This is a genomic window from Dactylosporangium sp. CS-033363 (assembly GCF_050942475.1).
Taxonomy (GTDB): domain Bacteria; phylum Actinomycetota; class Actinomycetes; order Mycobacteriales; family Micromonosporaceae; genus Dactylosporangium.
This window is the reverse complement of sequence record NZ_CP192032.1, coordinates 6877286-6898780: the sequence shown is the minus strand read 5'-3', so window position 1 is coordinate 6898780 and position 21495 is coordinate 6877286. Positions and strand designations below refer to the sequence as shown.

At 72.4% G+C, this 21495-nt stretch carries 17 protein-coding genes; 10 read left to right on the top strand and 7 right to left on the bottom strand.

Going from position 1 to position 21495, the window contains the following annotated elements:
- Positions 1-3 precede the first annotated feature (3 nt).
- Together ACQPZ4_RS31915 and ACQPZ4_RS31910 are read left to right on the top strand one after the other, a co-directional pair.
- The gene (locus ACQPZ4_RS31915) at positions 4-1041 is read left to right on the top strand and encodes a hypothetical protein (protein WP_433043670.1); all 1038 of its coding nucleotides are present in this window, start codon (positions 4-6) and stop codon (positions 1039-1041) included.
- A gap of 52 nt (positions 1042-1093) precedes the next feature.
- Positions 1094-2551, top strand: a complete 1458-nt coding sequence (locus tag ACQPZ4_RS31910; protein WP_433043667.1) for an MFS transporter — start codon at positions 1094-1096, stop codon at positions 2549-2551.
- On the opposite strand, the gene ACQPZ4_RS31905 is transcribed toward ACQPZ4_RS31910, so the two are convergent.
- The 4 genes from ACQPZ4_RS31905 to ACQPZ4_RS31890 form a co-directional block, all read right to left on the bottom strand.
- Positions 2548-3225: a hypothetical protein gene (locus ACQPZ4_RS31905; protein WP_433043664.1), complete on the bottom strand. Its 678-nt coding sequence runs from the start codon at positions 3223-3225 to the stop codon at positions 2548-2550. The genes ACQPZ4_RS31910 and ACQPZ4_RS31905 overlap by 4 nt on opposite strands.
- Positions 3226-3280: 55 nt before the next feature.
- The gene (locus ACQPZ4_RS31900; RefSeq protein WP_433043662.1) at positions 3281-4573 is read right to left on the bottom strand and encodes a hypothetical protein; all 1293 of its coding nucleotides are present in this window, start codon (positions 4571-4573) and stop codon (positions 3281-3283) included.
- Positions 4574-4699: 126 nt separating this feature from the next.
- Positions 4700-5578 (bottom strand): hypothetical protein, encoded by an 879-nt coding sequence (locus ACQPZ4_RS31895; RefSeq protein WP_433043659.1) that lies wholly within the window; start codon positions 5576-5578, stop codon positions 4700-4702.
- Between the two features lie 67 nt (positions 5579-5645).
- The gene (locus tag ACQPZ4_RS31890; protein WP_433066737.1) at positions 5646-6479 is read right to left on the bottom strand and encodes a polysaccharide deacetylase family protein; all 834 of its coding nucleotides are present in this window, start codon (positions 6477-6479) and stop codon (positions 5646-5648) included.
- A gap of 409 nt (positions 6480-6888) precedes the next feature.
- On the opposite strand from ACQPZ4_RS31890, the gene ACQPZ4_RS31885 reads away from it, so the two are divergent.
- On the top strand, positions 6889-7905 hold the full coding sequence (locus ACQPZ4_RS31885; RefSeq protein ID WP_433043656.1) for a LacI family DNA-binding transcriptional regulator: 1017 nt from the start codon (positions 6889-6891) through the stop codon (positions 7903-7905).
- A gap of 11 nt (positions 7906-7916) precedes the next feature.
- Complete coding sequence (locus ACQPZ4_RS31880; RefSeq protein WP_433043653.1) at positions 7917-8426, top strand: methyltransferase family protein; 510 nt, start codon at positions 7917-7919, stop codon at positions 8424-8426.
- On the opposite strand, the gene ACQPZ4_RS31875 is transcribed toward ACQPZ4_RS31880, so the two are convergent.
- Positions 8414-10846, bottom strand: a complete 2433-nt coding sequence (locus ACQPZ4_RS31875) for an ABC transporter permease (RefSeq protein ID WP_433043650.1) — start codon at positions 10844-10846, stop codon at positions 8414-8416. The two genes, ACQPZ4_RS31880 and ACQPZ4_RS31875, sit on opposite strands and share 13 nt — an antisense overlap.
- Before the next feature lie 3 nt (positions 10847-10849).
- Positions 10850-11605 (bottom strand): ABC transporter ATP-binding protein, encoded by a 756-nt coding sequence (locus tag ACQPZ4_RS31870; protein ID WP_433043647.1) that lies wholly within the window; start codon positions 11603-11605, stop codon positions 10850-10852.
- A 133-nt stretch (positions 11606-11738) separates the two neighbouring features.
- On the opposite strand from ACQPZ4_RS31870, the gene ACQPZ4_RS31865 reads away from it, so the two are divergent.
- Positions 11739-12512: an SAM-dependent methyltransferase gene (locus ACQPZ4_RS31865; RefSeq protein ID WP_433043644.1), complete on the top strand. Its 774-nt coding sequence runs from the start codon at positions 11739-11741 to the stop codon at positions 12510-12512.
- Positions 12509-12901: a VOC family protein gene (locus tag ACQPZ4_RS31860; protein WP_433043641.1), complete on the top strand. Its 393-nt coding sequence runs from the start codon at positions 12509-12511 to the stop codon at positions 12899-12901. The genes ACQPZ4_RS31865 and ACQPZ4_RS31860 overlap by 4 nt, the downstream gene beginning before the upstream one ends.
- On the opposite strand, the gene ACQPZ4_RS31855 is transcribed toward ACQPZ4_RS31860, so the two are convergent.
- Positions 12882-13808, bottom strand: a complete 927-nt coding sequence (locus tag ACQPZ4_RS31855; protein ID WP_433043638.1) for a GH25 family lysozyme — start codon at positions 13806-13808, stop codon at positions 12882-12884. The genes ACQPZ4_RS31860 and ACQPZ4_RS31855 overlap by 20 nt on opposite strands.
- 182 nt (positions 13809-13990) lie before the next feature.
- On the opposite strand from ACQPZ4_RS31855, the gene ACQPZ4_RS31850 reads away from it, so the two are divergent.
- The 4 genes from ACQPZ4_RS31850 to ACQPZ4_RS31835 all read left to right on the top strand — a co-directional run bounded on the left by ACQPZ4_RS31850 (position 13991) and on the right by ACQPZ4_RS31835 (position 21490).
- A complete protein-coding gene (locus tag ACQPZ4_RS31850; protein ID WP_433043635.1) occupies positions 13991-16084 on the top strand; it encodes a sigma-70 family RNA polymerase sigma factor in 2094 nt (697 codons plus the stop codon).
- A gap of 117 nt (positions 16085-16201) precedes the next feature.
- Entirely contained in the window at positions 16202-17695 is a 1494-nt protein-coding gene (locus ACQPZ4_RS31845) for a pectinesterase family protein (protein WP_433043632.1), read from the top strand.
- Positions 17692-19161: an RICIN domain-containing protein gene (locus ACQPZ4_RS31840; protein WP_433043629.1), complete on the top strand. Its 1470-nt coding sequence runs from the start codon at positions 17692-17694 to the stop codon at positions 19159-19161. Before ACQPZ4_RS31845 ends, ACQPZ4_RS31840 begins: the two co-directional genes overlap by 4 nt.
- 1 nt (position 19162) lies before the next feature.
- Positions 19163-21490, top strand: coding sequence for an RICIN domain-containing protein (locus ACQPZ4_RS31835; RefSeq protein WP_433043626.1), 2328 nt, complete (start codon positions 19163-19165; stop codon positions 21488-21490).
- Positions 21491-21495: the final 5 nt, after the last annotated feature.

Below are 21495 nucleotides of genomic sequence, written 5' to 3'. Positions count from 1 at the left end.
AACATGTCTTTCACCGATCTCACGAACGAGCTCATGGACTCGGTCGAGCAGCCCGGCCTGGCCGAGATCGAGCGGCGGATGCGGCGGCGGCGCCGGCGGCGGGCGGTCCGCGCGGGGCTGGCCTCCGCCGCCGCGGTCCTCGCCGTGGTGGGCGGGGTGGCCGTGCTACGGCCCGGCCCGGCGCCCGCGCCTGAGCCCGCCGCGCCGCCGGCGGACGGCACCGTGCACTGGGCGAGCACCGGGGATGCCGACCACCTGTACGCGATGGTGCAGTCCTGCGCGAACTGCCCCGCCGAGCTGCTCGGGTCCGACGACGGCGGGGACAGCTGGACCGTGCGCGCGTCGTCGGTCGGGACGGCGCTGGTGGTGCGCGGGCCGGAGACGCTGTCCGTGACGATCGGGGTCAACATCACCATGATCAGCGTCGACGGCGGGCGGACCTGGCAGAAGGTGACCGCCGACCCGGCTCCCGTGGCGGCCGTACCGGACGGCGGGTGGCTGCAGTGCGCGGACTTCCTCGCGCTGGAGGGGCCGGTCGCGCCGAGCGGGGAGACGTGCATGCCGACGGTGATCGATCCGGCGGCCCGCACGGCCCGGCCGCTCGCGTCGCCGCCCGAGCGGTTCGCCGCGCGGGCGCTGGTGCGGATGCCGGCCGCGGCCGGGTGGTGGCTGCTCGGGTCCCGCGACGGGGCGGCGGCAGTTGCCGTCAGCCAGGACCGGGGTGCGCACTGGGTGGTCACCCGGCCGTTCGGAGCGGAGCCGGGCGGGGCGCCGATGAGCGTGACCCGGGAGTCCGTGGACGGCCGCCGCGCGGTGCTGACCGTGAACTGGGAGTACGCCGGATCGCGGATGACCTCGCGGCAGTTCACCACCGACGGCGGGGTGCTCTGGTCGGCCGAGCGCGCGGACTCGATCGCCCCGGTCGACCTGCCGCCGCAGGCCGTGGCCGGGCCCGACGGCCGCTACACCGTCACCGCCGGCGACTCCATGCGCGTCACCAGCGACGGCGTCGGCTACGAGGAGTACCGCCCGCGCGTGTGAGGTGTGCCGCACGGCGATCCGCGCGGCGGGCGTCTCGTGGCAGGCTCTGGCGGTGACCCACACCAAGCCCGCCGCGCAGACGTCCGCCGCACCGGGAACGGAGCCGGAGCGCGCCGGCTGGAGTGGGCGGCAGCTGGTCGTCGTGCTGGTCATCGGTACCGCCGCGCTCATGGTGTCGCTCACCCAGTCGCTGCTGGTGCCGGTGCTGTCCGAGCTGGCCGTGGACCTGAACGCCGGGCAGGACGGGGTCGCCTGGCTGCTCACCTCGACGCTGCTCGTCGGGGCGGTCGCGGTCCCCGCGTTCGGGCGGCTCGGGGACCTGTTCGGGACGCGCCGCATGCTGCTCGTGACCATCGGGGCGCTGGTGGTCGGATCGCTCATCTGCGCGCTGGCGAACGACCTGACGACCATGATCGTGGGACGGTCCGTGGTCGGGCTGGCCGTGGCCGCCGTGCCGCTCAGCATCAGTCTCATCGGGGTGTCGCTGCCCCGGGGGCATGCCCCGGCCGGGATCGCGCTCATCAGTGCCATGCTCGGCGTCGGCGGGGCGCTCGGGTTGCCGCTGGCCGGGCTGATCGCGCAGTACGCCGACTATCACGTGCTGTTCTGGGTCTGCGTCGGCGGCGGGCTGCTCACGGTGCCCGGGATCGTGCTGCTCGTGCGGGAACCGGCGCGCGTGGCCAAGGGGCGCATGGACCTGATCGGGACCGCGCTGCTCGGGGCGGCCATGCTGGCGCTGCTGCTGCCGCTCGCCCAGGGCGCCTCGTGGGGGTGGACCAGCCCGTGGACGCTCGGACTGCTCGGGGCGGCGGCCGTACTGCTGCTCGTTTTCGTGCTCGTCGAGCTGCGGTTGCGCTCGCCTCTGGTCGATGTGCGCACGACCGCGCGGCCCTCGCTGCTGCTCACGAACATCGCGTCGCTGTGCGTCGGGTTCGCGTTGTTCGCCACGCTCATCGGGACCGCGTCGTACGTGCAGGCGCCGGCCGCCACCGGGTACGGGTTCGGGCAGTCCGTGCTCGCCGGGGGACTCTGCATGCTGCCCGGCGGTATCGCGATGCTGCTGCTCTCGCCGCTGTCCGCCCGGTTGCGGCCGCGCACGGCGCTCATCGTCGGGTCGCTCATCATCGCGGCCGGGTTCGCCACCCGGATGGTGCTCGTCGACTCGCTGTGGCAGGTCGTGCTCGGGGCCACCATCTCCGGGGCGGGGACCGGCATCGCGTACGCGGCCATGCCCGGCCTCATCATCCACGCCGCGCCGCGCTCCGAGCTGGCCGCCGCGAACGGGCTCAACGCGCTGTTCCGCAGCGTCGGCAGCTCTCTGGCCAGCGCGATCGGCGGGGCGATCCTGGCCGCGCAGACGATTTCCCTCGCCGGGCATGAACTGCCGTCGCTCGGCGGGTACCGCATCCTGTTCGCCATCTGCGCCGGCGCCGCGGTCGGGGCGGCAGTGCTCGCGGTGTTCATCCCGCGGCACGCCTCGACGGCGGACGCGGCGCTGCCGGAGCATTAGAACGGGATCGCGGTCAGCCAGTCGCCGCCGCGCAACGGGCGGTAGCCCAGCCGCCCGGCGAGGGTGCGCACGACGGCCGGCATGTGCGCGGCGCCGTACACGACCGCGACCTCGATGTCCTCGGACGCGCGCTCGGTGTGCAGCTTGGTCAGCGCCGCCGCGAGCGACTTGTCCCGCTCGATCAGCAGCGTCCGGTTGAGGAAGCGCAGCCGCGGCTCGTCGTCGTCGTTGACCTCGTAGCGCCATCCCAGCACGGTGTCCCGGCCGCCGACGGCCATGCTCACCGTCAGGGCCGGGGTGAGCAGCAGCACGTCGAGCCAGCCGACGATGGGCAGCCGGTCGCGTCGGCCGCCGCGGACGAGGTTGCCGTCCGGCCACACGGTCGGCACGCCCAGGGCCGCGTAGTCGATGTTCTGGTGCACCAGGCCGGCCGCGCAGCGCTGGCGGGTCAGGCGCATGGCCGTGACGTACGCGAGCCCGGTCGAGCTGGGCCCGTCGTACGTCTCGGCCACGATGACCTGCGAGGCGCCGATCCTGGCGGCGATGCGCCGGTAGTACTCCGGCCGTCCCATGTGGATGGTGGGCACGAGCACGAACCGCAGCGGCGTGCGGCGGTGGCGCAGCACCACCACCGCCGACCGCACGCCCAGCACGCTCACCTCGGTGATCTGCATGGCCGCCTCCCCCGCGACGTGTCACCGAGCGTACGAGGGCCACGCCACCAAGAAGCTACGCAGCGGCCACGCCGAAGGCCTCCGCCTCGTCCAGCAGGCGCTGCGCGGCGGGCAGGGACAGGTACCGCGTGTCCACCTCGACGATCATCCGCACCACGTCCGGCACCTCCTCGACGTGGAACATGAGCTTGGGGCCGAGGAACGTCGCCGGCTCCACCGTCCGGGTGGTCAGGGGCAGGGCCTCCCGCGGATCCTCGTCAGAAGGGGCGGGCGGTGGGCCGAAGCGGCGGTCGTTGTACAGCACCCGCAGATCCGGCCGCGCCCCCCGGTCCCGGGCCAGCCGCTCGAACAGCTCCTCGCGCGCCGCCGGGTCGTAGTAGGCGTACTTCGACGCGCTCATCGACGCCGTCCGCGCCCGCGCGATCGCCTCGTCGGGCGTGGTGCCGGCGACGTCGAGCACGCACAGGCCGTCCTGGGTGAGCGGGCTGACCACCTCGCGCAGCGCGGGGCGGAACCGGTTGCCGATGATCCCCAGCGCCACGAACGGGCCGCGCCCCGGCACCGCCTTGTCCAGCCCGGTCGCGATCGCCGCGAGCAGCACCCACGCCGGGTCGGCCCCGACGCGCGCGCAGACCCGGGCCGACGCGAGGTACAGGGCGCGGGACTCCCAGTAGATGCGGCAGAACGTGGGATCGCCCCGGTCGACGGCGTCGCCGAGCAGGCTGACGGGGACGCTGCGCAGCTGGTTCTCCCAGTACCGCATCGCCGCCGCCGTGTGCCGCAGCATCGCCGGTTCCCGCTGCGCCTGCGCGAGTTCCACCGGCGAGAGCGCCGTGTAGGGCGCGGGGTCGGCCGCAGCCAGGTCGCGCATCATCACCTCGACGCCGCCGAGGTCGGCCGCGATGTGGCACATGAGCGCGACGACGTGCGTGACCGTTCCGCCGCGCCGGACCACGCCCATGCGCAGCGGCCACTCGGTGTCGTACTCGAACTTGCGCTCCCGCCACTGCGCCGCGAGCGCCTCGGCCACCGCGCCCGGATCCGCACCGTCCGCGGCCTCGTGGATCTCGAGCACCGCCTCGCCGGATCCGAACACCTCCTGGGTGACCGCGCCGTCGTCGCCGAAGCGCAGCAGGGTGCGCATCGACGGGTACCGCGACATGTGGAACCGCAACTCGCGCACGAAATCGTCCACCGTGCGCCCGTCCTCGACCGCGACCACGCCGCCCATCGGCAGCGAGGACCCGATGTCGAGCATCGCCTCCCAGACCTGCTGCTGTCCCCAGGCCAGCGGCCCGGTTCCGGCCCCGCGGCCCTCGAACGGCACGACGACGCGATCCACCAGCACGGTGCGCTCCTGTCTGCAGAGCCCCCGTGAACGAACATCTGTCGCCATGAATGTTGACATCGCCGGGAACCGTTGCAGGATCGGCCGTTCGGCTTAGTTCGTTACTTGATGTATGTCGTGTCGTCGCTATATGTGGCGATCCGGGTGCACTTTGGCGCGGCCCAGCGCGAACGCTCCCAGGGCCGCGACCGGCACCAGCACGCCGATCCACAGCCAGAGCGCCGCGCCGCCGGTCGGGCGGTCCGCGGCGAACGACGGGCGCACGACGCCGGTGCGATCGAACACGACCGTCACCATCGAGCCGACCGCATGGTGCCGGCCGGTCGCCAAACGGCCGCACGTGAGCGTGTACTCGTAGTTCGTCGACGACCTCCCGCGCGAACTGCGCAGGTTCGTGTCGTAGTCGAGCACCCGGCACTGCTCGCTTTCGCCGAAAACGCTCAGCCACAGCGGCTGCGCGCCGAGCGGCCCGGTGAACGCGAGCACCAGTGCGGCGGGAAAGGCCAGCCACCCGGCCAGATTCGACTCGAAGGCGACGCTGCACACGGCGAACGCCGCGGCGAACCCGAGCACAAACGCAATGCCGACGCCGAGCGGCCCGGGCGCGAGCAGTCCCCAGCCGATGGCAAGAGCAAAGACCCAAAGACCAAGGCTGCGTCGGTACCGCAGGTGCCCGCCCTCAACCCCGCCCGCCCGCAACGGGATCGTCAGGACCGCCAGCGGCGCCACGAGCGCCAGCCAGGCCGGAACGCTGCCGGGGTGCTGCCAGAGGTACCGGATCAGGATGCCCGAGCCGAGTCCGGCCTGGATCGCGGCGGCGACGACGAATCCCGCGAGCGCCGGCCGGGCGCGGCCCCGGGCGGAGCGGAACCAGCCCACCGCGCCGATCGCGCCGAACGCGGCCGCCCAGCCGTCGGCCCGCGCCGAGCCGATCAGCCCGCCGCCGTAGATCCCGATGGCGATCGCGAGCGCGATGCCGTACCACGCAACCAGCTTCGACCGCATGCGCGCACGCTAGGACCGCCGGCTTGCAGCGCGATTGCACCGCGCTGCAAGCCGCCGGTCGATGGTGTCACGCGCTGCAGGAGACGGACGGCCAGTTCCAGTTGCCGTTGGCCATGATGGTGACGCCGAACGTGTTGCCGCTGCCGTTCGGTTTGCCGACCATGACCTGCGAGCTGGTCCAGGTCGCGTTCACGTTCCACGTCGCGCTGATCTTCGCCGGGCTCGGCACGTTCATCGTCACGGTCCACGCGTTCGAGCCGGAGACGGTGACGTTGAGGTTGTACCGGTCGGACCAGCGCTGGCCGGCCGAGAGCGTCGCGGTACACGAGCCGCCCTGGGGTGGTGGTGTGGTTCCTCCACCGCCGCCGGGAGGGGTGCCGCCGCCGTCGGGTGCGACCGCCCGGCCGGTGGACGGGGAGATCATGCCGGCGCAGAGGTTGCGGCTCGCCAGGCCCTGGGCGATGCGCGGGATCGCGGCCAGGGTGTTGGCCGGCCACTCGTGCATGAGGATGATCTGGCCGTTGGTGAGCCGGGCGTTGGCCGCGACGATCGCGTCCACGCTCGCGCCGTTCCAGTCCTGGGAGTCGACGTCCCAGATGATCTCGCGCAGGCCGTACTTCTGCTCGACGGACTGCAGGGTGCCGTTCGTCTCGCCGTACGGCGGGCGGAACAGCCGCGGGGTGCCGCCGCCGGCGTTGGCGATCGCCTGCTGGGTCCGGGAGATCTCCGAGTCGATCTGGGCCTGGCTCTGCTGGATCAGGTGCGGGTGGGTGTAGCTGTGGTTGCCGACCCACATGCCCGCGCTGACCTGCGCCCGGACCTGGGCCGGGGCGGAGGCGGCGAACTGGCCCTCGTTGAACATGGTCGCCCGCAGGCCGTTCTGGCGCAGGGCGTTGAGGATGGCCGGGGTCTTGTCGTTGGACGGGCCGTCGTCGAAGGTGAGCCCGACGTACCCGTTGCAGGGTGGCGGCCCGGGCCGGCGTGGCCCCGACCACGCCGACGGCGAACGTGGCCCCCGCGGCGAGCGCGAGGGCGGCGATCAGGATGCGGTTGCGGTTGCTCATGTGCGCGCGTTTCCTCCTCAACAGGGCAGCAGCGTGCCGTGACCCGGCTGGGGCGGACCGAGTAGACGGATATCGATGGCGCCAGTATTGGGCGGCCGTTCGCGCGCTGTCAAAGATTTCCGTTCCGGCCTGTACCGCTTCAGCAGCCACGACGTGCGAGGGTGCTTGATCGGGTCGTGAAACTTCCGGGGTTGGTTTCGGAAAACACCGGCGTGCGAAAATATCGAAAACGATGAGGGGGAGCTCGTGACCGTCGAGGACGCAGGCAGGGTGACCATCACCGCGATCGCGCGGGAGGCCGGCGTCTCCGTGCCAACGGTGTCCCGGGTGCTCAACGGGCGCTCCGACGTCTCGCCGCAGACCCGCGAGCGGGTGGAGGCGATCCTGCGCGAGCACGGGTACCGCCGCCGCACGGCCCGCAACAAGCCCGCCGCGAACCTCATCGACCTGGTCTTCAACGACCTCGACAGCCCGTGGGCGGTGGAGATCATCCGCGGCGTCGAGGAGGTCGCGCACGCCACCGGGATCGGCACCGTCGTCTCCGCGATCCACGACAAGCCGGCCTCGGCCCGGCAGTGGCTGCAGAACCTGCGCGCCCGCGCCACCGACGGCGTCATCTTCGTGACCTCCGACGTCACCCCGCCGCTGCACGCCGAGCTGCGCCGCCTCGACATCCCCCTGGCGGTGATCGACCCGGCCGGCGTGCCGACGATCGACGTACCGACGGTCGGCGCGACGAACTGGGCCGGCGGCCTGCGCGCGACCGAGCACCTGCTGTCGCTGGGCCACCGGCGGATCGGCTTCATCGCCGGCCCGAAGCGCCTGCTGTGCAGCCGCGCCCGGCTCGACGGCTACGGCGCGGCCCTGGCGGCGGCGGGCCTGGAGATGGACCCCGGCCTGATCCAGCAGGGCGACTTCTACCACGAGTCCGGCTGCTCGGGCGCGGCCGCGCTGCTGTCGCTGCCGGAGCCGCCGACGGCGATCTTCGCGTCCAGCGACCAGATGGCGTTCGGGGCGTACGAGGCGGTCCGCCTGCGCGGCCTGCGGGTGCCCGACGACGTGTCGGTGATCGGCTTCGACGACCTGCCGGAGAGCCGCTGGGCGTCGCCGCCGCTGACCACGGTGCGCCAGCCGCTGGCGGAGATGGGGTTGCTGGCCGCGCGTACCGTCCTGCGCATGGCCCACGGCGAGACCATCGAGACGCCGCGGGTCGAGCTGGCGACCGAGCTGATCGTCCGCCACAGCACCGCCGCCGTGTCGTAGGGAGAGCCGCCATGCGCAGGAGTGCCGCCGCCACCGGGTCCGCCGTGTTCTTCGCGCTCGCCCCCGGCACCGTCGCCGGCCTGGGCCCGTGGCTGCTGACCGGGTGGCGGCTGCGGCTGCCGTTCGGGTCCTGGCTGCCGGTGCGGCTGCTCGGCGTGCTGGTGCTGGTGGCCGGGACGGTGTTCCTGGTGCAGGCGTTCGTCCGGTTCGTCGTCGACGGGCTGGGGACGCCGGCCCCGATCGCGGCGCCCGAGCGCCTGGTCGTGACCGGCATCTACCGGTTCGTGCGCAATCCGATGTACCTCGCGGTCGTCGCCGCCATCCTCGGCCAGGCGGCGATCCTGTGGCAGCCGGTCCTGCTCGGCTACGCCGCGGTGATGGGGGCGGCGATGGTCGCGTTCGTGCTCGGGTACGAGCAGCCGGCGCTGCGGGAACAGTTCGGGGCCGAGTACGAGGAGTACTGCCGGGCCGTGCCGGGCTGGTGGCCCCGGCTGCGGCCCTGGCGCGCTCATTCCCGCTGACCGATGTTCTCCATCAGCGGCGCCCGCAGCAGCCGGCCGATCGGCAGGATCGTGGTCACCAGCGCGAGCGCGGTCGCCCCGCCGAGGACGAGGACCCAGCCCAGCGGCGGCACGTACGGCACCGCGCTCCCGGTCAGCGCCCGCACGACGGCCGTCAGCGTGACCGCGGCGATCGCGACGCCGAGCAGCAGCGCGGTACCCAGGAGCCCGGCCTGCTCGGCGCGCACCATCCGCGCCGCCTGCCCGCGGGTCACGCCCGCGAGCCGCAGCAGCGCCAGCTCCCGCCGCCGGGACAGCGCCGCCATGACCATGACGTTCGCCGCCGCCAGGGCCGCGTAGCCGACCATGACGCCGATCAGCAGCCGGTTGAGCCAGGCGCTGACGGCGAGGTCGTGCCCGACCTTCGCGGTGAGCTCGCCGGCGGCGGCGACCCGGGCGCCCGGGTAGCGGGCCGCGAGCGCGGTCAGATCCGCGTCGCCCTTGACGAGCACCGCCTCGTCGGTGGTCGCCGCGGTGTGGCCGGCGACCGTGGCGCGGGCCAGGGTGAGGTCGCCGAAGCCCAGGCCGCGGTCGTAGATCGCGGCGACGGTCAGGGTCAGCGGGGTACCGTCGCCGAGGCGCACGTCGGCGCGTGAGCCGACGTGCCAGCCCTGCGTGGCCGCGCGCAGCGACGACACCGCGACCGTGCCCGCCGCCAGCTTGTCGAGGCTCCCCTCGGTCACCCGCAGGTCCATGAGCTCCGCGAGGCCGGCCGGGTCCACCACCTGCGCCGGCGCCGCCTCCGGCTCGCCCATCGCGGTGACCACGACCGCGGTGTGGGACAGGCCGGTCGCGGCCCGCACGCCCGGCAGGCGGCGCACCTCGTCGGCCACCGTCGGGGGCAGGCCCGCCGGGGCGATCAGGGCCCGGTCGGCGACGAGGCCCGCGCGGCTCTGGTCCACCGTGCCGCGCTCCAGGTTGTTCTGCACGAACCACACCGAGCCGCCGAAGCCGACGGACAGCACCAGCGCGGTCAGGACGGCGGCGGCGCCGCGGGCGTTCGCGCGCAGGTTGGCGGCGGCCAGGTAGCCGCTGGTGCCCCAGATCGCGCGCAGCGGCCGGGCCAGGACCCGGGCGGCGTACCCGTTGATCCAGGGGGCGAGCAGGGCGACGGCGGTGACGAAGAGGTACAGCATGCCGATGGCGCCGGCGAGGGCGGCCTGGCCGGTCGCGGCCACGGTGAAGGAGCTCGAGGTGGCCGCGCCGGCCAGCACCACGAGGCCGGAGATCAGCCGGACCCGGCCGCCGCGCGCCGGTTCGACCGCGGCCTCGCCCAGCGCCTCGGCGGGGCGGACGCGGGTGATCCGGCGGGCGGCGATCAGCGCCGCGAGGACCGCCGACGCGACCGTCAGCAGCGCCACCGCCGCGGCGCCGATCGCGCCCGGCACCATCGGGAACGACGCCGGGATGAAGCCGCGGCCGACCAGCTCGCCGCGCACCCAGCGGGCCGCGAGCAGGCCGAGCGGGACGCCCAGCGCAACCGCGAGGAGCCCGGCCAGGCCCGCCTCGGCCATGATCAGGCGGCGGGCCTGGCCGGGGGTGGCCGCGATCGCCCGCAGCAACGCCAGCTCGCGGCGGCGGTGGCGGACGGACAGGCCGACGGTGCCGGCGACGACGAAGACGACGAGGATGACGACGTACCCGCCGAAGCTCCCACCGGCGAGGACCAGCAGCTCGGCGGCGGCGCGGTGGTCGGAGCGCAGGGCCCGGCCGACGTCGGAGCCGGCGTACACCGACGCGTCGGGGCCGGCCAGCTTGGCGATCGGATCGATCAGGCTGCCGGCCGAGGTGCCGGGCGCGACCTTGACGGTGATGGCGTACGCGCGGCCGGGGTGCGGGGAGAGCGCGGCCATGCGCGCCTCAGTGAAGTACACCGCGGGGGCCGCTCCTGACACGACGCCGTCGACGCGGAACCGCCGCGGCTCGCCGCCCACCACCACGTCCACGGTGGAGCCGGGCGCGAGGCCGAGCCGCGCGTCCGCGACCAGCGCATCGTCGGCGCGCACATCCGGCGATCCGTGGCCCTCGACCATCGAGCCGCCGACCAGGACCGGGACGGTGTCGTCGACCGCCGCCGACGCCACGCCGGGGAGCTCGCGAATCTTCGAAGCCAGCTCCACCGGTACCGTGCCGCCTTCGGGAAGCGCGATCGTGCTGCGCTGTTCCTCGCCGTCGAAGTCGCGGCTGGTGATGGTGACGTCGGGCCGGGCGACGACGAGGTCCGCGCCGGCATAGCGGCCGGGCGGGGGCGCATAGCGCAGGCCCGACTCGACCAGCGCCCCCATCGCGGTGAGGATCACGGCCCCGGCGGTGAGCGCGAGCAGCGTCGCGATCGCCGAACCGGGCCGGTTGCGCAGCATCTGCAACGCCAGCCGCCGCATCGCTCAGCCCTCCAGCACCGGCGTGCGCCGGTCCAGGGAGGCGAGCAGCGCGGCGATCCGCGCGGTGCCCGGCTGGGGCAGGTCGCGCACGATCCGGCCGTCGGCGAGGACGACGACGCGGTCGGCGTAGGAGGCGGCCACCGGGTCGTGGGTCACCATCACCACCGTCTGGCCGTGCTCGTCGACGATCCCGCGCAGCAGCGCCAGCACGTCGGCCGCGGTGTTCGTGTCCAGCGCGCCCGTCGGCTCGTCGCAGAAGACCACGTCGGGGCGGGCGGCCAGGGCCCGGGCGATCGCCACCCGCTGCTGCTGGCCGCCCGACAGCTCGGCCGGGCGGTGCCGCAGCCGCTCGCCGAGGCCGACCCGCGCGACCACGTGGGCCAGCCACGCCGGGTCGGGCCGCACCCCGGCCAGGCGCAGCGGCAGCTCTATGTTCTCGGCCACGCTCAGCGCGGCGATCAGGTTGAACGCCTGGAAGACGAAGCCGATCCGGCCCCGGCGCAGCTCCGTCAGGCGCCGCTCGGACAGCCGGGACAGCTCCGTGTCGCCGACGAAGACCCGGCCCGACGTCGGGCGGTCCAGGCCGGCCGCGGTCTGCAGCAGCGTGCTCTTGCCGGAGCCCGACGGGCCCATGACCGCCGTGAATGTGCCCCGCGCGAACGCGGCGTCGACGCCGGCGAGGGCGTGCACCGCCTGCGTCCCCGTGCCGTACGTGCGGGTCAGCGCCTCCACGCGCACCGCCGCAGCCATGACGGACATGTTCGATCCCTCCGTTTGTACGAGCCCCCGGAACCCTGGGAAAAACGCTAGGGTTCGCTTCGACGACGGGCGATGCAGCACACTGGCCGACGCGGGTACAGCAGGCTGTACCAAAACCGGAGGAGCTTCGACGATGGCGGCGCCGTTCGACACCGGCCGACCCCACCCCGCGCGGGTGTACGACTACCTGCTCGGCGGCAAGGACAACTTCGCCGTCGACCGGGCCGCGGCCCAGGCCGGGCTGAAGGTCAACCCGAACGCGGCCACCGCGCCGCTGCAGAACCGCGCGTTCCTGGCCCGCACCGTGAAGTACCTGGCCGACGCGGGCGTGCGGCAGTTCCTCGACATCGGCACCGGCCTGCCGACCTCGCCCAACGTCCACGAGATCGCGCAGGGCATCGCGCCGGAGTCGCGGATCGTGTACGTCGACCACGACCCGATCGTGCTCACCCACGCCCGGGCCCTGCTGACCAGCGCGCCGGAGGGGTACACCGCCTACGTGGACGCGACCCTGCAGGAGATCAAGGGCGAGTTCTGGGAGCACCTCGACCGCGACCGGCCGGTGGCGCTGCTGCTGTTCGCGATCCTGCACTTCGTGGATGACGACGACGAGCCGTACGAGCTCGTCCGCCGGCTCATGGCCGCCCTGCCCAGCGGCAGCTACCTGGTGCTCTCGCACATCACCGCGGACTTCGAGCCCGAGGAGTGGGGCCGGTTCGCCGCGATCATGCGCGCCCAGGGGATCACCTCCCGGCTGCGCGACCGGGCCGAGGTCACCCGCTTCTTCGACGGCCTCGACCTGGTCGACCCGGGCGTGGTCCCGATCCTGCAGTGGCGGCCGGACGCGACCCACCCGCTCACCGACGCGCAGGCGGCCCTGTACGGCGGCGTCGCCCGCAAGCCGTGAGCGCCGAACCGCCGGTCCGGATCGGCCTGCGGGTGCCCGACGTGGACGCGGCCGCCCGGCTGTACGAGGCGCTCGGGTTCGCGGTGTTCGCCCGCCTCGACGCCATGGTGGTGCTGCGCCGCGGGCCGCTGCAGCTGCTGGCCGACTCGCTCGACGAGCTGCCGTACGCCGACGCGGCCCAGGAGGCGCTGGTCAAGCGGGGGCCGCGCGGGCTGGGCGTGGTCGTCGGGCTGGAGGTCGACGACGTGGACGCGGCCACCGGGCGAGCCCGGGCGGCCGGCTGCACGCTCACCCACGGGCCGGTCGAGGCCGCGTGGGGCGAGCGCTACAGCGAGTTGACGGATCCGTACGGGTACACCTGGAAGCTCTTCAGGACGCGAGCGATCTGAGGCCCTCGGAGCCGCCGTTGACCACGTCGCGGTCGTGGCTGTGGGCCTCGTCGGGGTTGCCCGGCACGTACTGCCACAGGGCGAACGTCGACCATCCGGCGGGCAGCTTCGGCGGGCCCTTCGTGTAGTTGGCGATGTCGAGCGGGTAGTCGCCGTAGGAGGTGTCGTTGCCGGTGCACGGGTTCCACCAGTAGGTGTTCGTGTAGATCATCGGCTTGCGGCCGATCTCGCGCTCGATGCGGCCGATGAACGCGCCGATCCAGGCCCGCATCTGGGCCGGGGTCAGGTTGTAGCAGGGCCCGGACTTCACCCCGGCGTAGGGCCACTCCAGGTCGACGAACGGCACGAGGGTCCGCGCGTCGCGGGTGTAGCGGGCGTGGCGCAGGAAGTGCTCGGCCTGCCCGACCGGGTCGCCCTTGTCCGGCCGCGCGTAGACGTAGGCCCCCACGTACCGCCCGGCCGCGCGGGCCGCCGTGTAGTCGGCCGCGAAGTGCGGGTTGACGTAGGACAGCCCCTCGGTCGCCTTGATGTAGACGAACTCGCTCCCGGCGGCCACCTCGGTCGGCCAGTGCACGGTGAACTTGCGGTGGTCATGGCTGGAGATGTCGATACCGCCGATCTCGTACCCCACCGGCCGGCCCTGCTCGATCGCCAGCACGGCCTCGGGGGACGGCGGCTCCGGCGGTGGCCCGGGCACCCGCAGCAGCGGCGGCGCGGAGGCCACGCCCCAGATCGCGCCGGTGAGCACGAGCAGCACAAACGCGACCGAACGCCGTTCGTGCGGGGTGCGGGCCATGCGTGTGAGCCGCCGCCGCACGACGTCCCACACCACCCTCCAGCGCTCCGGCACCCATCCAGCGTGCCACGGGACGTCCAGCGCGGCATTGTCACGCTCCGTAGTGTGCATGGAGCCCGCACTCTGTAGATGCCGCCGGGATGAGAGCGATAACATCTTTTCGGGCATTCGCTGAACCCGATGTTACGGCGCCTTTACAGGCCTGTTGTGGTGTGCCAACATACGGCTCGGCCAGGGGTGCCGGGCGGCTTTCCGACCGCCGGCGCCGGTGCCGCGGGTCGGAGGGAACAGCGGTGACGCAGGGTGAGACCGTGCCGGTGCGGGACACGACCTCGCTCGTCCTGGCCGCACAGCGCGGGGACGAGCGCGCGCTCGAGGAGCTCGTGGCCGCGCACCTGCCGCTCGTCGCCAACGTCATCGGCCGCGCCCTGCACCGCCACGCCGACGCCGACGACCTCGTCCAGGAGACGATGATCCAGGTCGTGCGGGGGCTGCCGGGGCTGCGGGAGCCGGCCCGGTTCCGGTCCTGGGTGGTGGCGATCGCTTACCGGCAGATCCAGATGCACCGCCGCGGCGCGACCCGGCGGCATCCGCCGGCCCGGGAGATACCGGAGGAGCTGCCCGATCCGGGCGGCGAGTTCGAGGAGCGCAGCCTCACCGGGCTGATGCTGACCGGGCAGCGGCGGGAGCTGGCCGAGGCGACCCGGTGGCTGGACGACGCCGACCGGCACCTGCTCGCGCTGTGGTGGCAGGAGGCGACGGGCGAGCTGACCAGGGCCGAACTGGCGGCGGCGGTCAAGCTCAAACCCACCCACGCCGCGGTACGGGTCCAGCGCATGCGGGCCCAGCTCGACTCCGCCCGCGGACTCGTCCGGGCCCTGCACGCCTCGCCGCGCTGCCCCGAGCTGGGGGAGGTGGTCAAGGCGTGGGACGGCACCGCCGACGCGCTGTGGCGCAAGCGGATCACCCGGCACGTGCGGGACTGCCGGCGCTGCTCGGCGCTGTCGGGCGACCTGCTCGCCCCGGAGAAGCTGCTGCCGGGGATCGCGGCGCTGCCGGTGTTCGCCCCCTTCAAGATCGGGACGCTGCCGCATTTCGTACAGCATTTCGTGCAGACCAAGGCGGCCGCCGTTGCCGCGGTCGTGGTGGTGGCGGGCGGGGGGCTGGCCTTCGCGGTGTACGAGACGCCGCTGCCGGGCGAGCACCGCCCGGCGGACATCGCCGCGTCCGCGCGGCCCGGGGGAGCGGTCGCACCCGAGCCGCCCGCGGTCTCCGGCTCGGCGGCCGCGGCCGGGCCGGCTCCGGTGCTCGCGGGGTACTTCGTCGCACCCGGCGGCGACGACGCCGGCGACGGCAGCCTCGAGCACCCGTTCGCCACGCTGAACAAGGCGGCCGCGGTGGTGCGGCCCGGCCAGACGATCGCGCTGCGCGGCGGCACCTACCGGCCGACCGCGCCGATCGTCCTGGACACCGACGGGGACGCCGGGCACCGCATCACCCTCAGCTCCTACCGCGACGAGCGCCCGGTCATCGACGCCGCTCGCATCCCGGCGGACAAGTGGGCGATCACGCAGCACGGCAGCTACTGGACCGTGCAGGGGCTCGAAATCAAGAACTCGGCCAGCCACGCGTACGTGTGCCTGTCGTGCGAGCAGAACGTGTTCCAGCGCCTGTCGCTGCACGACAACGTCGAGTCCGGGCTGACCCTGCGCGGCGCGGGCACCACCGGCAACCAGGTCCTCGACAGCGACTTCTGGGCCAACCACAACCCGGCCGACCAGGGCCAGTCCGGGATCGGGCTGGGCATCAAGTTCGGCTCCGGGGACGGCAACGTGGTGCGCGGCTGCCGGGCGTTCGACAACGCCGACGACGGCTTCGACTTCGGCGAGTTCGCCGGCCCGATCGACATCCAGCACAACTGGGCCTTCGGCAACGGCGTGAACCGCTGGAACGTGTCCGGCTGGCGCGGCAACGGCAACGGCTTCACGTTCGGCGGCGGCAGCCCGGTCGTCGGCGCGAGCCACAGCGTGCGGCACAACGCGGCCTGGGAGAACGGGCACGACGGGTTCGCCGACGGCGGCAACCCGGCGGAGCTGCGGCTGTCCAACAACACCGCCTACCGCAACGGCGCCACCGGCTTCGGCATGGCGGCGACCCCGGCGACGCTGCGCGCGAACGTGGCCATCGGCAACGACGACTCGGTCAGCATGGGCGCGGGCGTGCACACCAGCCGCAACACGTGGGACGAGGGCAGCTGGAGCGCGTCGATGTTCCGCTCCACCGACCCGGCCGTGGCCGAGGGCGCCCGGCGCGCGGACGGCACCCTGCCGGTCACCGACTTCCTGACCACCGGCAACGGCATGGGCGCCTCGATGTCGGAGTCGTGAAAGTTTCGCCGGTACTGCAGCGACGCCGATAAATGTCGTCGGTTCTCGTTATCGGCCGGGTGGGTGCGTCATCTACGGGGCTGTCAGTCTTTGCCCCCGCCTCGAGATGAGGACGACATGCCCCCACCCCCTGGCGCCGGTGTCCGCCGGCGCGTCCGACCCCGCTTCATCGCCGCGGCCGCCGTCACGGCCGTGGTGCCCGCCACCGTCCTCGCCGTGACCGTCTGGCCGTCGGAGGCGGCTACCGCCCCGGTCGGCGGCGGGGTGTACACCCTGGCCTCCGGCGCCTCGGGCAAGTGCATCGACGTCGTGGGTGCATCCCTCGACAACAGTGCGTTGCTCGTCCAGGTGGCGTGCAACGCCGCCGCGCGGGATCAGCAGTGGACGGCCGTTGCGCGCAGTGGTCAGTTCAACCTGGCGAATGTGAACAGTGGGCGGTGCATCGACGTGCCGTCCGCTTCGACCACCTCGGGCACCCAGCTGCAGCAGTACGGCTGCGGCGACGGGACGAAAACGAACCAGTTGTGGACGTTCACGGCTTCCTCGGCCGCCTCCGGGAAGTACCTCGTGAAGTCGGTGGCGACCGGGCTGTGCGTCAGCGACAAGGACGGGTCGACGGCGGGGAACAATCCGATCGTCGAGGAGACCTGTTCGGACATCGCGCGGATGCAGTGGTCGTTCAACTCCGTGAGCGGTGCGACCTCCGGGCCGACCACCGGCACCGGGACCAAGCCGACGGTGGCCGCCGACGGGTCGGGCACGTACCGGACCGTGCAGGCCGCGATCGACGCCGTTCCCGCGAACAACACCAGCCGGCGGACCATCACCATCAAGGCCGGCACGTACCGCGAGATCGTCACCATCCCGGCCAACAAGCCCTTCATCACGCTGCAGGGGCTCGGGTCCGGCCCGTCGAACACGGTCATCGTGAACAACCACAACGCCGGCACGTACGGCACGTCGGGCAGCGCCACGCTGTTCGTCAACGGCCACGACTTCGTCGCGACCAACCTGACGATGTCCAACGACTTCGACGAGAACTCGTCGGACACCGGTGACCAGGCGCTCGCGCTGAACCTGAGCGCGGACCGCTCGCAGCTGCTCAACGTGCGGCTGCTCGGCGACCAGGACACGTTCTACCTGGCCGACTCCGCGCGCACGCTGATCAAGAACTCGTACGTCGAGGGGACCGTCGACTTCATCTTCGGCGGCGGCACGGCGGTGTTCCAGGGCTGCTCGATCTACGAGAAGCGCTCCACCGGCGGCCCGATCACCGCGGCCAGCACGCCGAACACGAAGATGTACGGCCTGCTGTTCTACCAGTCGACGATCACCGGCGCGGCGAACAACGTGACCCAGCTCGGCCGGCCGTGGCGGGCCGACGCGCAGGTGCTGTACCGGGAGTCGAACCTGAGCGCCACGATCAGGACCAGCCAGCCGTGGACGGACATGAGCACCAACTCGTGGAAGAACGCGCGGTTCCTGGAGTACCGCAACACCGGCGCCGGGGCCGGCACGAACAGCAACCGGCCGCAGCTCAGCGACGCGCAGGCGGCGAACTACACCCCGCAGAAGTACCTGGCCGGCACGGACGGATGGAACCCGCTGTGAACATTCGACGGAAGTTCGCCCTCGCCGCGGCCGCCGCCGTGGTTCCCGTGACCGTGCTGACGGTCGCCGTCTGGCCGTCGGAGGCGGCTACCGCCCCGGTCGGCGGCGGGGTGTATACCCTGGCGTCCGGCGCCTCGGGCAAGTGCATCGACGTCGTGGGCGCCTCGCTGGACAACAGCGCGCTGCTCGTCCAGGTCGCGTGCAACGCGGCGGCGAAGGACCAGCAGTGGACGGCGGTCGCGCGCGGTGCTCAGTTCAACCTGGCCAATGTGAACAGTGGGCGGTGCATCGACGTGCCGTCGTCCTCGACCACCTCGGGCACGCAGCTGCAGCAGTACGGCTGCGGTGACGGGACGAAGGCGAACCAGTTGTGGACGTTCACGGCGTCCACCGCCGCGTCGGGGAAGTACCTGGTGAAGTCGGTCGCGACCGGGTTGTGCGTTTCGGACAAGGACGGGTCGACGGCGGGGAACAATCCGATCGTCGAGGAGACGTGCTCGGATGTCGCGCGGATGCAGTGGTCGTTCAACTCCGTGAGCGGTGCGACCTCCGGGCCGACCACCGGTGGCGGTGGGGGGAGGACCTGGTCGAACACCGCTGACGGGTTCGCGCAGGGCACGACCGGCGGCGCCGGCGGGACGACCGTGACCGTCACGACGTACGCGGACCTGCTCAAGTACGCGACCAGCAGCTCGGCCTACGTGGTGCGGGTGAACGCGACGATCACGGTGCCGACGTACGGGTACGAGATCCCGGTGACGTCGAACAAGACCATCATCGGCGTCGGCAAGAACGGGCGGATCAAGGGCGGCGGGTTCTTCCTCGGCGCCGGCGTGCGCAACGTCATCATCCGGAACCTGACCATCGGCGACACCGCGGTGGCCTCCGACGACCCGGACGACAAGGACTTCGACTACGACGGCATCCAGATGGACACCGCCGACCACGTGTGGATCGACCACAACACGTTCACGAACATCAACGACGGATACATCGACTCGCGCAAGGACACGAGCAACGTCACGGTGTCGTGGAACGTGCTCGGCAACCACAACAAGACGTTCGGCATCGGCTGGACCGAGAACGTCACCGCGCGGATGACCATCCACCACAACTGGTTCCACGACACGAACCAGCGCAACCCGAGCGCCGACAACCTCGCGTACGCGCACCTGTACAACAACTACCTGCAGAACGTGAGCAGCTACGGCAACTACGCGCGCGGCTCGACCAAGATGGTGCTCGAGAACAGCTACTTCGACCACGTGAACAACCCGTACTACCCGGACAGCACCGCGCAGCTGAAGCAGTCCGGTTCGATCGTGGTGAACAGCAGCGGCAAGCAGCAGACGTCCGGCTCGGCGTTCGACCCGCACGCGTTCTACTCGTACACGCTCGACTCGGCGGCGGACGTGCCCAACCTGGTCCGGACGTACTCCGGCCCCCAGTCGAACATCGGGGCCTGACGTGTTTCGGTGGAGAGTGGCCGGGATCGCCGCCGCGGTGGCGATCCCCGGAGTCGTGCTCGCCGTGACCGTCTGGCCCTCGGAGGCGGCGACGGCGCCGGTGGGTGGCGGGGTGTACACCCTCGCCTCGGGCGCTTCGGGCAAGTGCGTCGACGTGGTGGGCGCTTCGCTGGACAACAGCGCACTGCTCGTCCAGGTCGCGTGCAACGCCGCTGCGCGCGATCAGCAGTGGACGGTCGTTTCGCGCGGCTCTTCTTTTAACTTGGCGAACGTGAACAGTGGGCGGTGCATCGACGTGCCGTCGTCGTCGGGCACATCGGGGACGCAGCTGCAGCAGTACGGCTGTGGTGACGGGACGAAAACGAACCAGTTGTGGACGTTCACGGCTTCCTCGGCGGCCTCCGGGAAGTACCTCGTGAAGTCGGTGGCGACCGGGTTGTGCGTTTCGGACAAGGACGGGTCGACCGCCGGGAACAATCCGATCGTCGAGGAGACCTGTTCGGACATCGCGCGCATGCAGTGGTCGTTCAACTATGTGAGCGGGCCGACGTCCGGGCCGACCACGCCGTCGGGCACCGGGCGGCAGGCCGAGAGGCTCAACCGCGGGCTCGTGAGCGTCCGGTCGGGTTCCGGCAACTACGTGTCCTGGCGGCTGCTGGGCACCGATCCGGCCGGGGTGGCGTTCAACCTGTACCGGGCGGGCGCGAAAGTGAACAGCAGCCCGATCACCGGCTCCACCAACTGGTACGACTCGGGGGCCTCCGCCGGCGCGGGCTACACCGTCCGGCCGGTCGTGAACGGGGCCGAGCAGGGCGACTCCGAGGCGGCGTTCCAGGTCGGCAGCGGCGGGTACTTCGACATCCCGATCGGCGCGCCCGCCGGCGGGACCACGCCCGACGGGGTCGCCTACACGTACACGGCGAACGACGCGTCCGTCGGGGACCTCGACGGGGACGGGCAGTACGAGGTCGTGCTCAAGTGGGACCCGACGAACTCGAAGGACAACTCGCAGTCGGGCTACACGGGCGACGTGTACGTCGACGCGTACCGGCTCAACGGGACCCGGCTGTGGCGCATCGACCTCGGGCGGAACATCCGGGCCGGGGCGCACTACACGCAGTTCCAGGTGTACGACTACGACGGCGACGGCAAGGCCGAGGTCGCGATGAAGACTGCCGACGGTACCAAGGACGGCACTGGTGTCGTTATCGGCAGCTCCTCGGCGGACTATCGCAACTCGTCGGGCTATGTGCTGTCCGGGCCGGAGTTCCTGACGATGTTCAACGGGCAGACCGGCAAGGCGATGGCCACCGTGAACTACGACGTGCCGCGGGGGACGGTCTCCAGCTGGGGCGACTCGTACGGCAACCGCGTCGACCGGTTCCTGGCCGGCACCGCCTACCTGGACGGGCAGCGGCCGTCGCTGATCGAGTCGCGCGGGTACTACACCCGCACCGTCGTCACCGCCTGGGACTGGCGGGGCGGGGCCCTGACCGAGCGGTGGAAGTTCGACTCGAACAGCGCCGGGAGCCAGTACACCGGGCAGGGCAACCACCAGCTCGCCATCGCCGACCTCGACCAGGACGGCAAGGACGAGATCGCGTTCGGGGCGATGGCGATCAACGACAACGGCACCGCGCTGTGGAACACCGGCCAGGGGCACGGCGACGCCTACGACGTCGGCGACCTCGACCCGTCCCACGCGGGCCAGGAGGTGTTCAAGGTCGACGAGGACACCTCGAAGAAGGCCGGCTGGATGGCCGACGGCCGCACCGGCGCGCTGCTGTGGTCCTGGCCGACGTGCGGCTGCGACAACGGCCGCGGCCGCTCCGACGACGTGTACGCCGGCAGCCCCGGCGCCGAGTCGTGGAGCACCGGGACGTCCGGGCTGTACAACACCAAGGGCGTGCAGATCAGCACCCGCCGGCCGGCCGCGGTCAACTTCGTCGTCTGGTGGGACGCTGACCCCGTCCGGGAACTGCTCGATGCGACGCACATCGACAAGTACGGGACCGGCGGGGACACCCGGCTGCTCACGGCGAGCGGTGTGCACTCGAACAACAGCACCAAGTCCACGCCGTCGCTGACCGCCGACCTGTTCGGCGACTGGCGGGAGGAGGTCGTCTGGCCCACGTCGGACGACAAGGCGCTGCGGGTGTACGTGAGCACGGCGGTCACCGACCGGCGGCTCGTCACGCTGATGCACGACATCCAGTACCGCGAGGGGGTGGCCTGGCAGAACACGGCGTACAACCAGCCGCCGCACCCGAGCTTCTTCCTCGGCGACGGGATGGCGACGCCGGCGGCTCCCCGGATCTACACGCCGTAGAACGT

Bases quoted from the DNA above. Each gene is read 5' to 3' on its own strand.
- ACQPZ4_RS31865 (WP_433043644.1), top strand. From the start codon at position 11,739: ATGGCGGCGCCGTTCGACACCGGCCGACCCCACCCCGCGCGGGTGTAC.
- ACQPZ4_RS31845 (WP_433043632.1), top strand. From the start codon at position 16,202: ATGCCCCCACCCCCTGGCGCCGGTGTCCGCCGGCGCGTCCGACCCCGC.
- ACQPZ4_RS31895 (WP_433043659.1), bottom strand. From the start codon at position 5,578: ATGCGGTCGAAGCTGGTTGCGTGGTACGGCATCGCGCTCGCGATCGCC.
- ACQPZ4_RS31880 (WP_433043653.1), top strand. From the start codon at position 7,917: ATGCGCAGGAGTGCCGCCGCCACCGGGTCCGCCGTGTTCTTCGCGCTC.
- ACQPZ4_RS31905 (WP_433043664.1), bottom strand. From the start codon at position 3,225: ATGCAGATCACCGAGGTGAGCGTGCTGGGCGTGCGGTCGGCGGTGGTG.
- ACQPZ4_RS31855 (WP_433043638.1), bottom strand. From the start codon at position 13,808: ATGCACACTACGGAGCGTGACAATGCCGCGCTGGACGTCCCGTGGCAC.
- ACQPZ4_RS31915 (WP_433043670.1), top strand. From the start codon at position 4: ATGTCTTTCACCGATCTCACGAACGAGCTCATGGACTCGGTCGAGCAG.
- ACQPZ4_RS31870 (WP_433043647.1), bottom strand. From the start codon at position 11,605: ATGTCCGTCATGGCTGCGGCGGTGCGCGTGGAGGCGCTGACCCGCACG.
- ACQPZ4_RS31875 (WP_433043650.1), bottom strand. From the start codon at position 10,846: ATGCGGCGGCTGGCGTTGCAGATGCTGCGCAACCGGCCCGGTTCGGCG.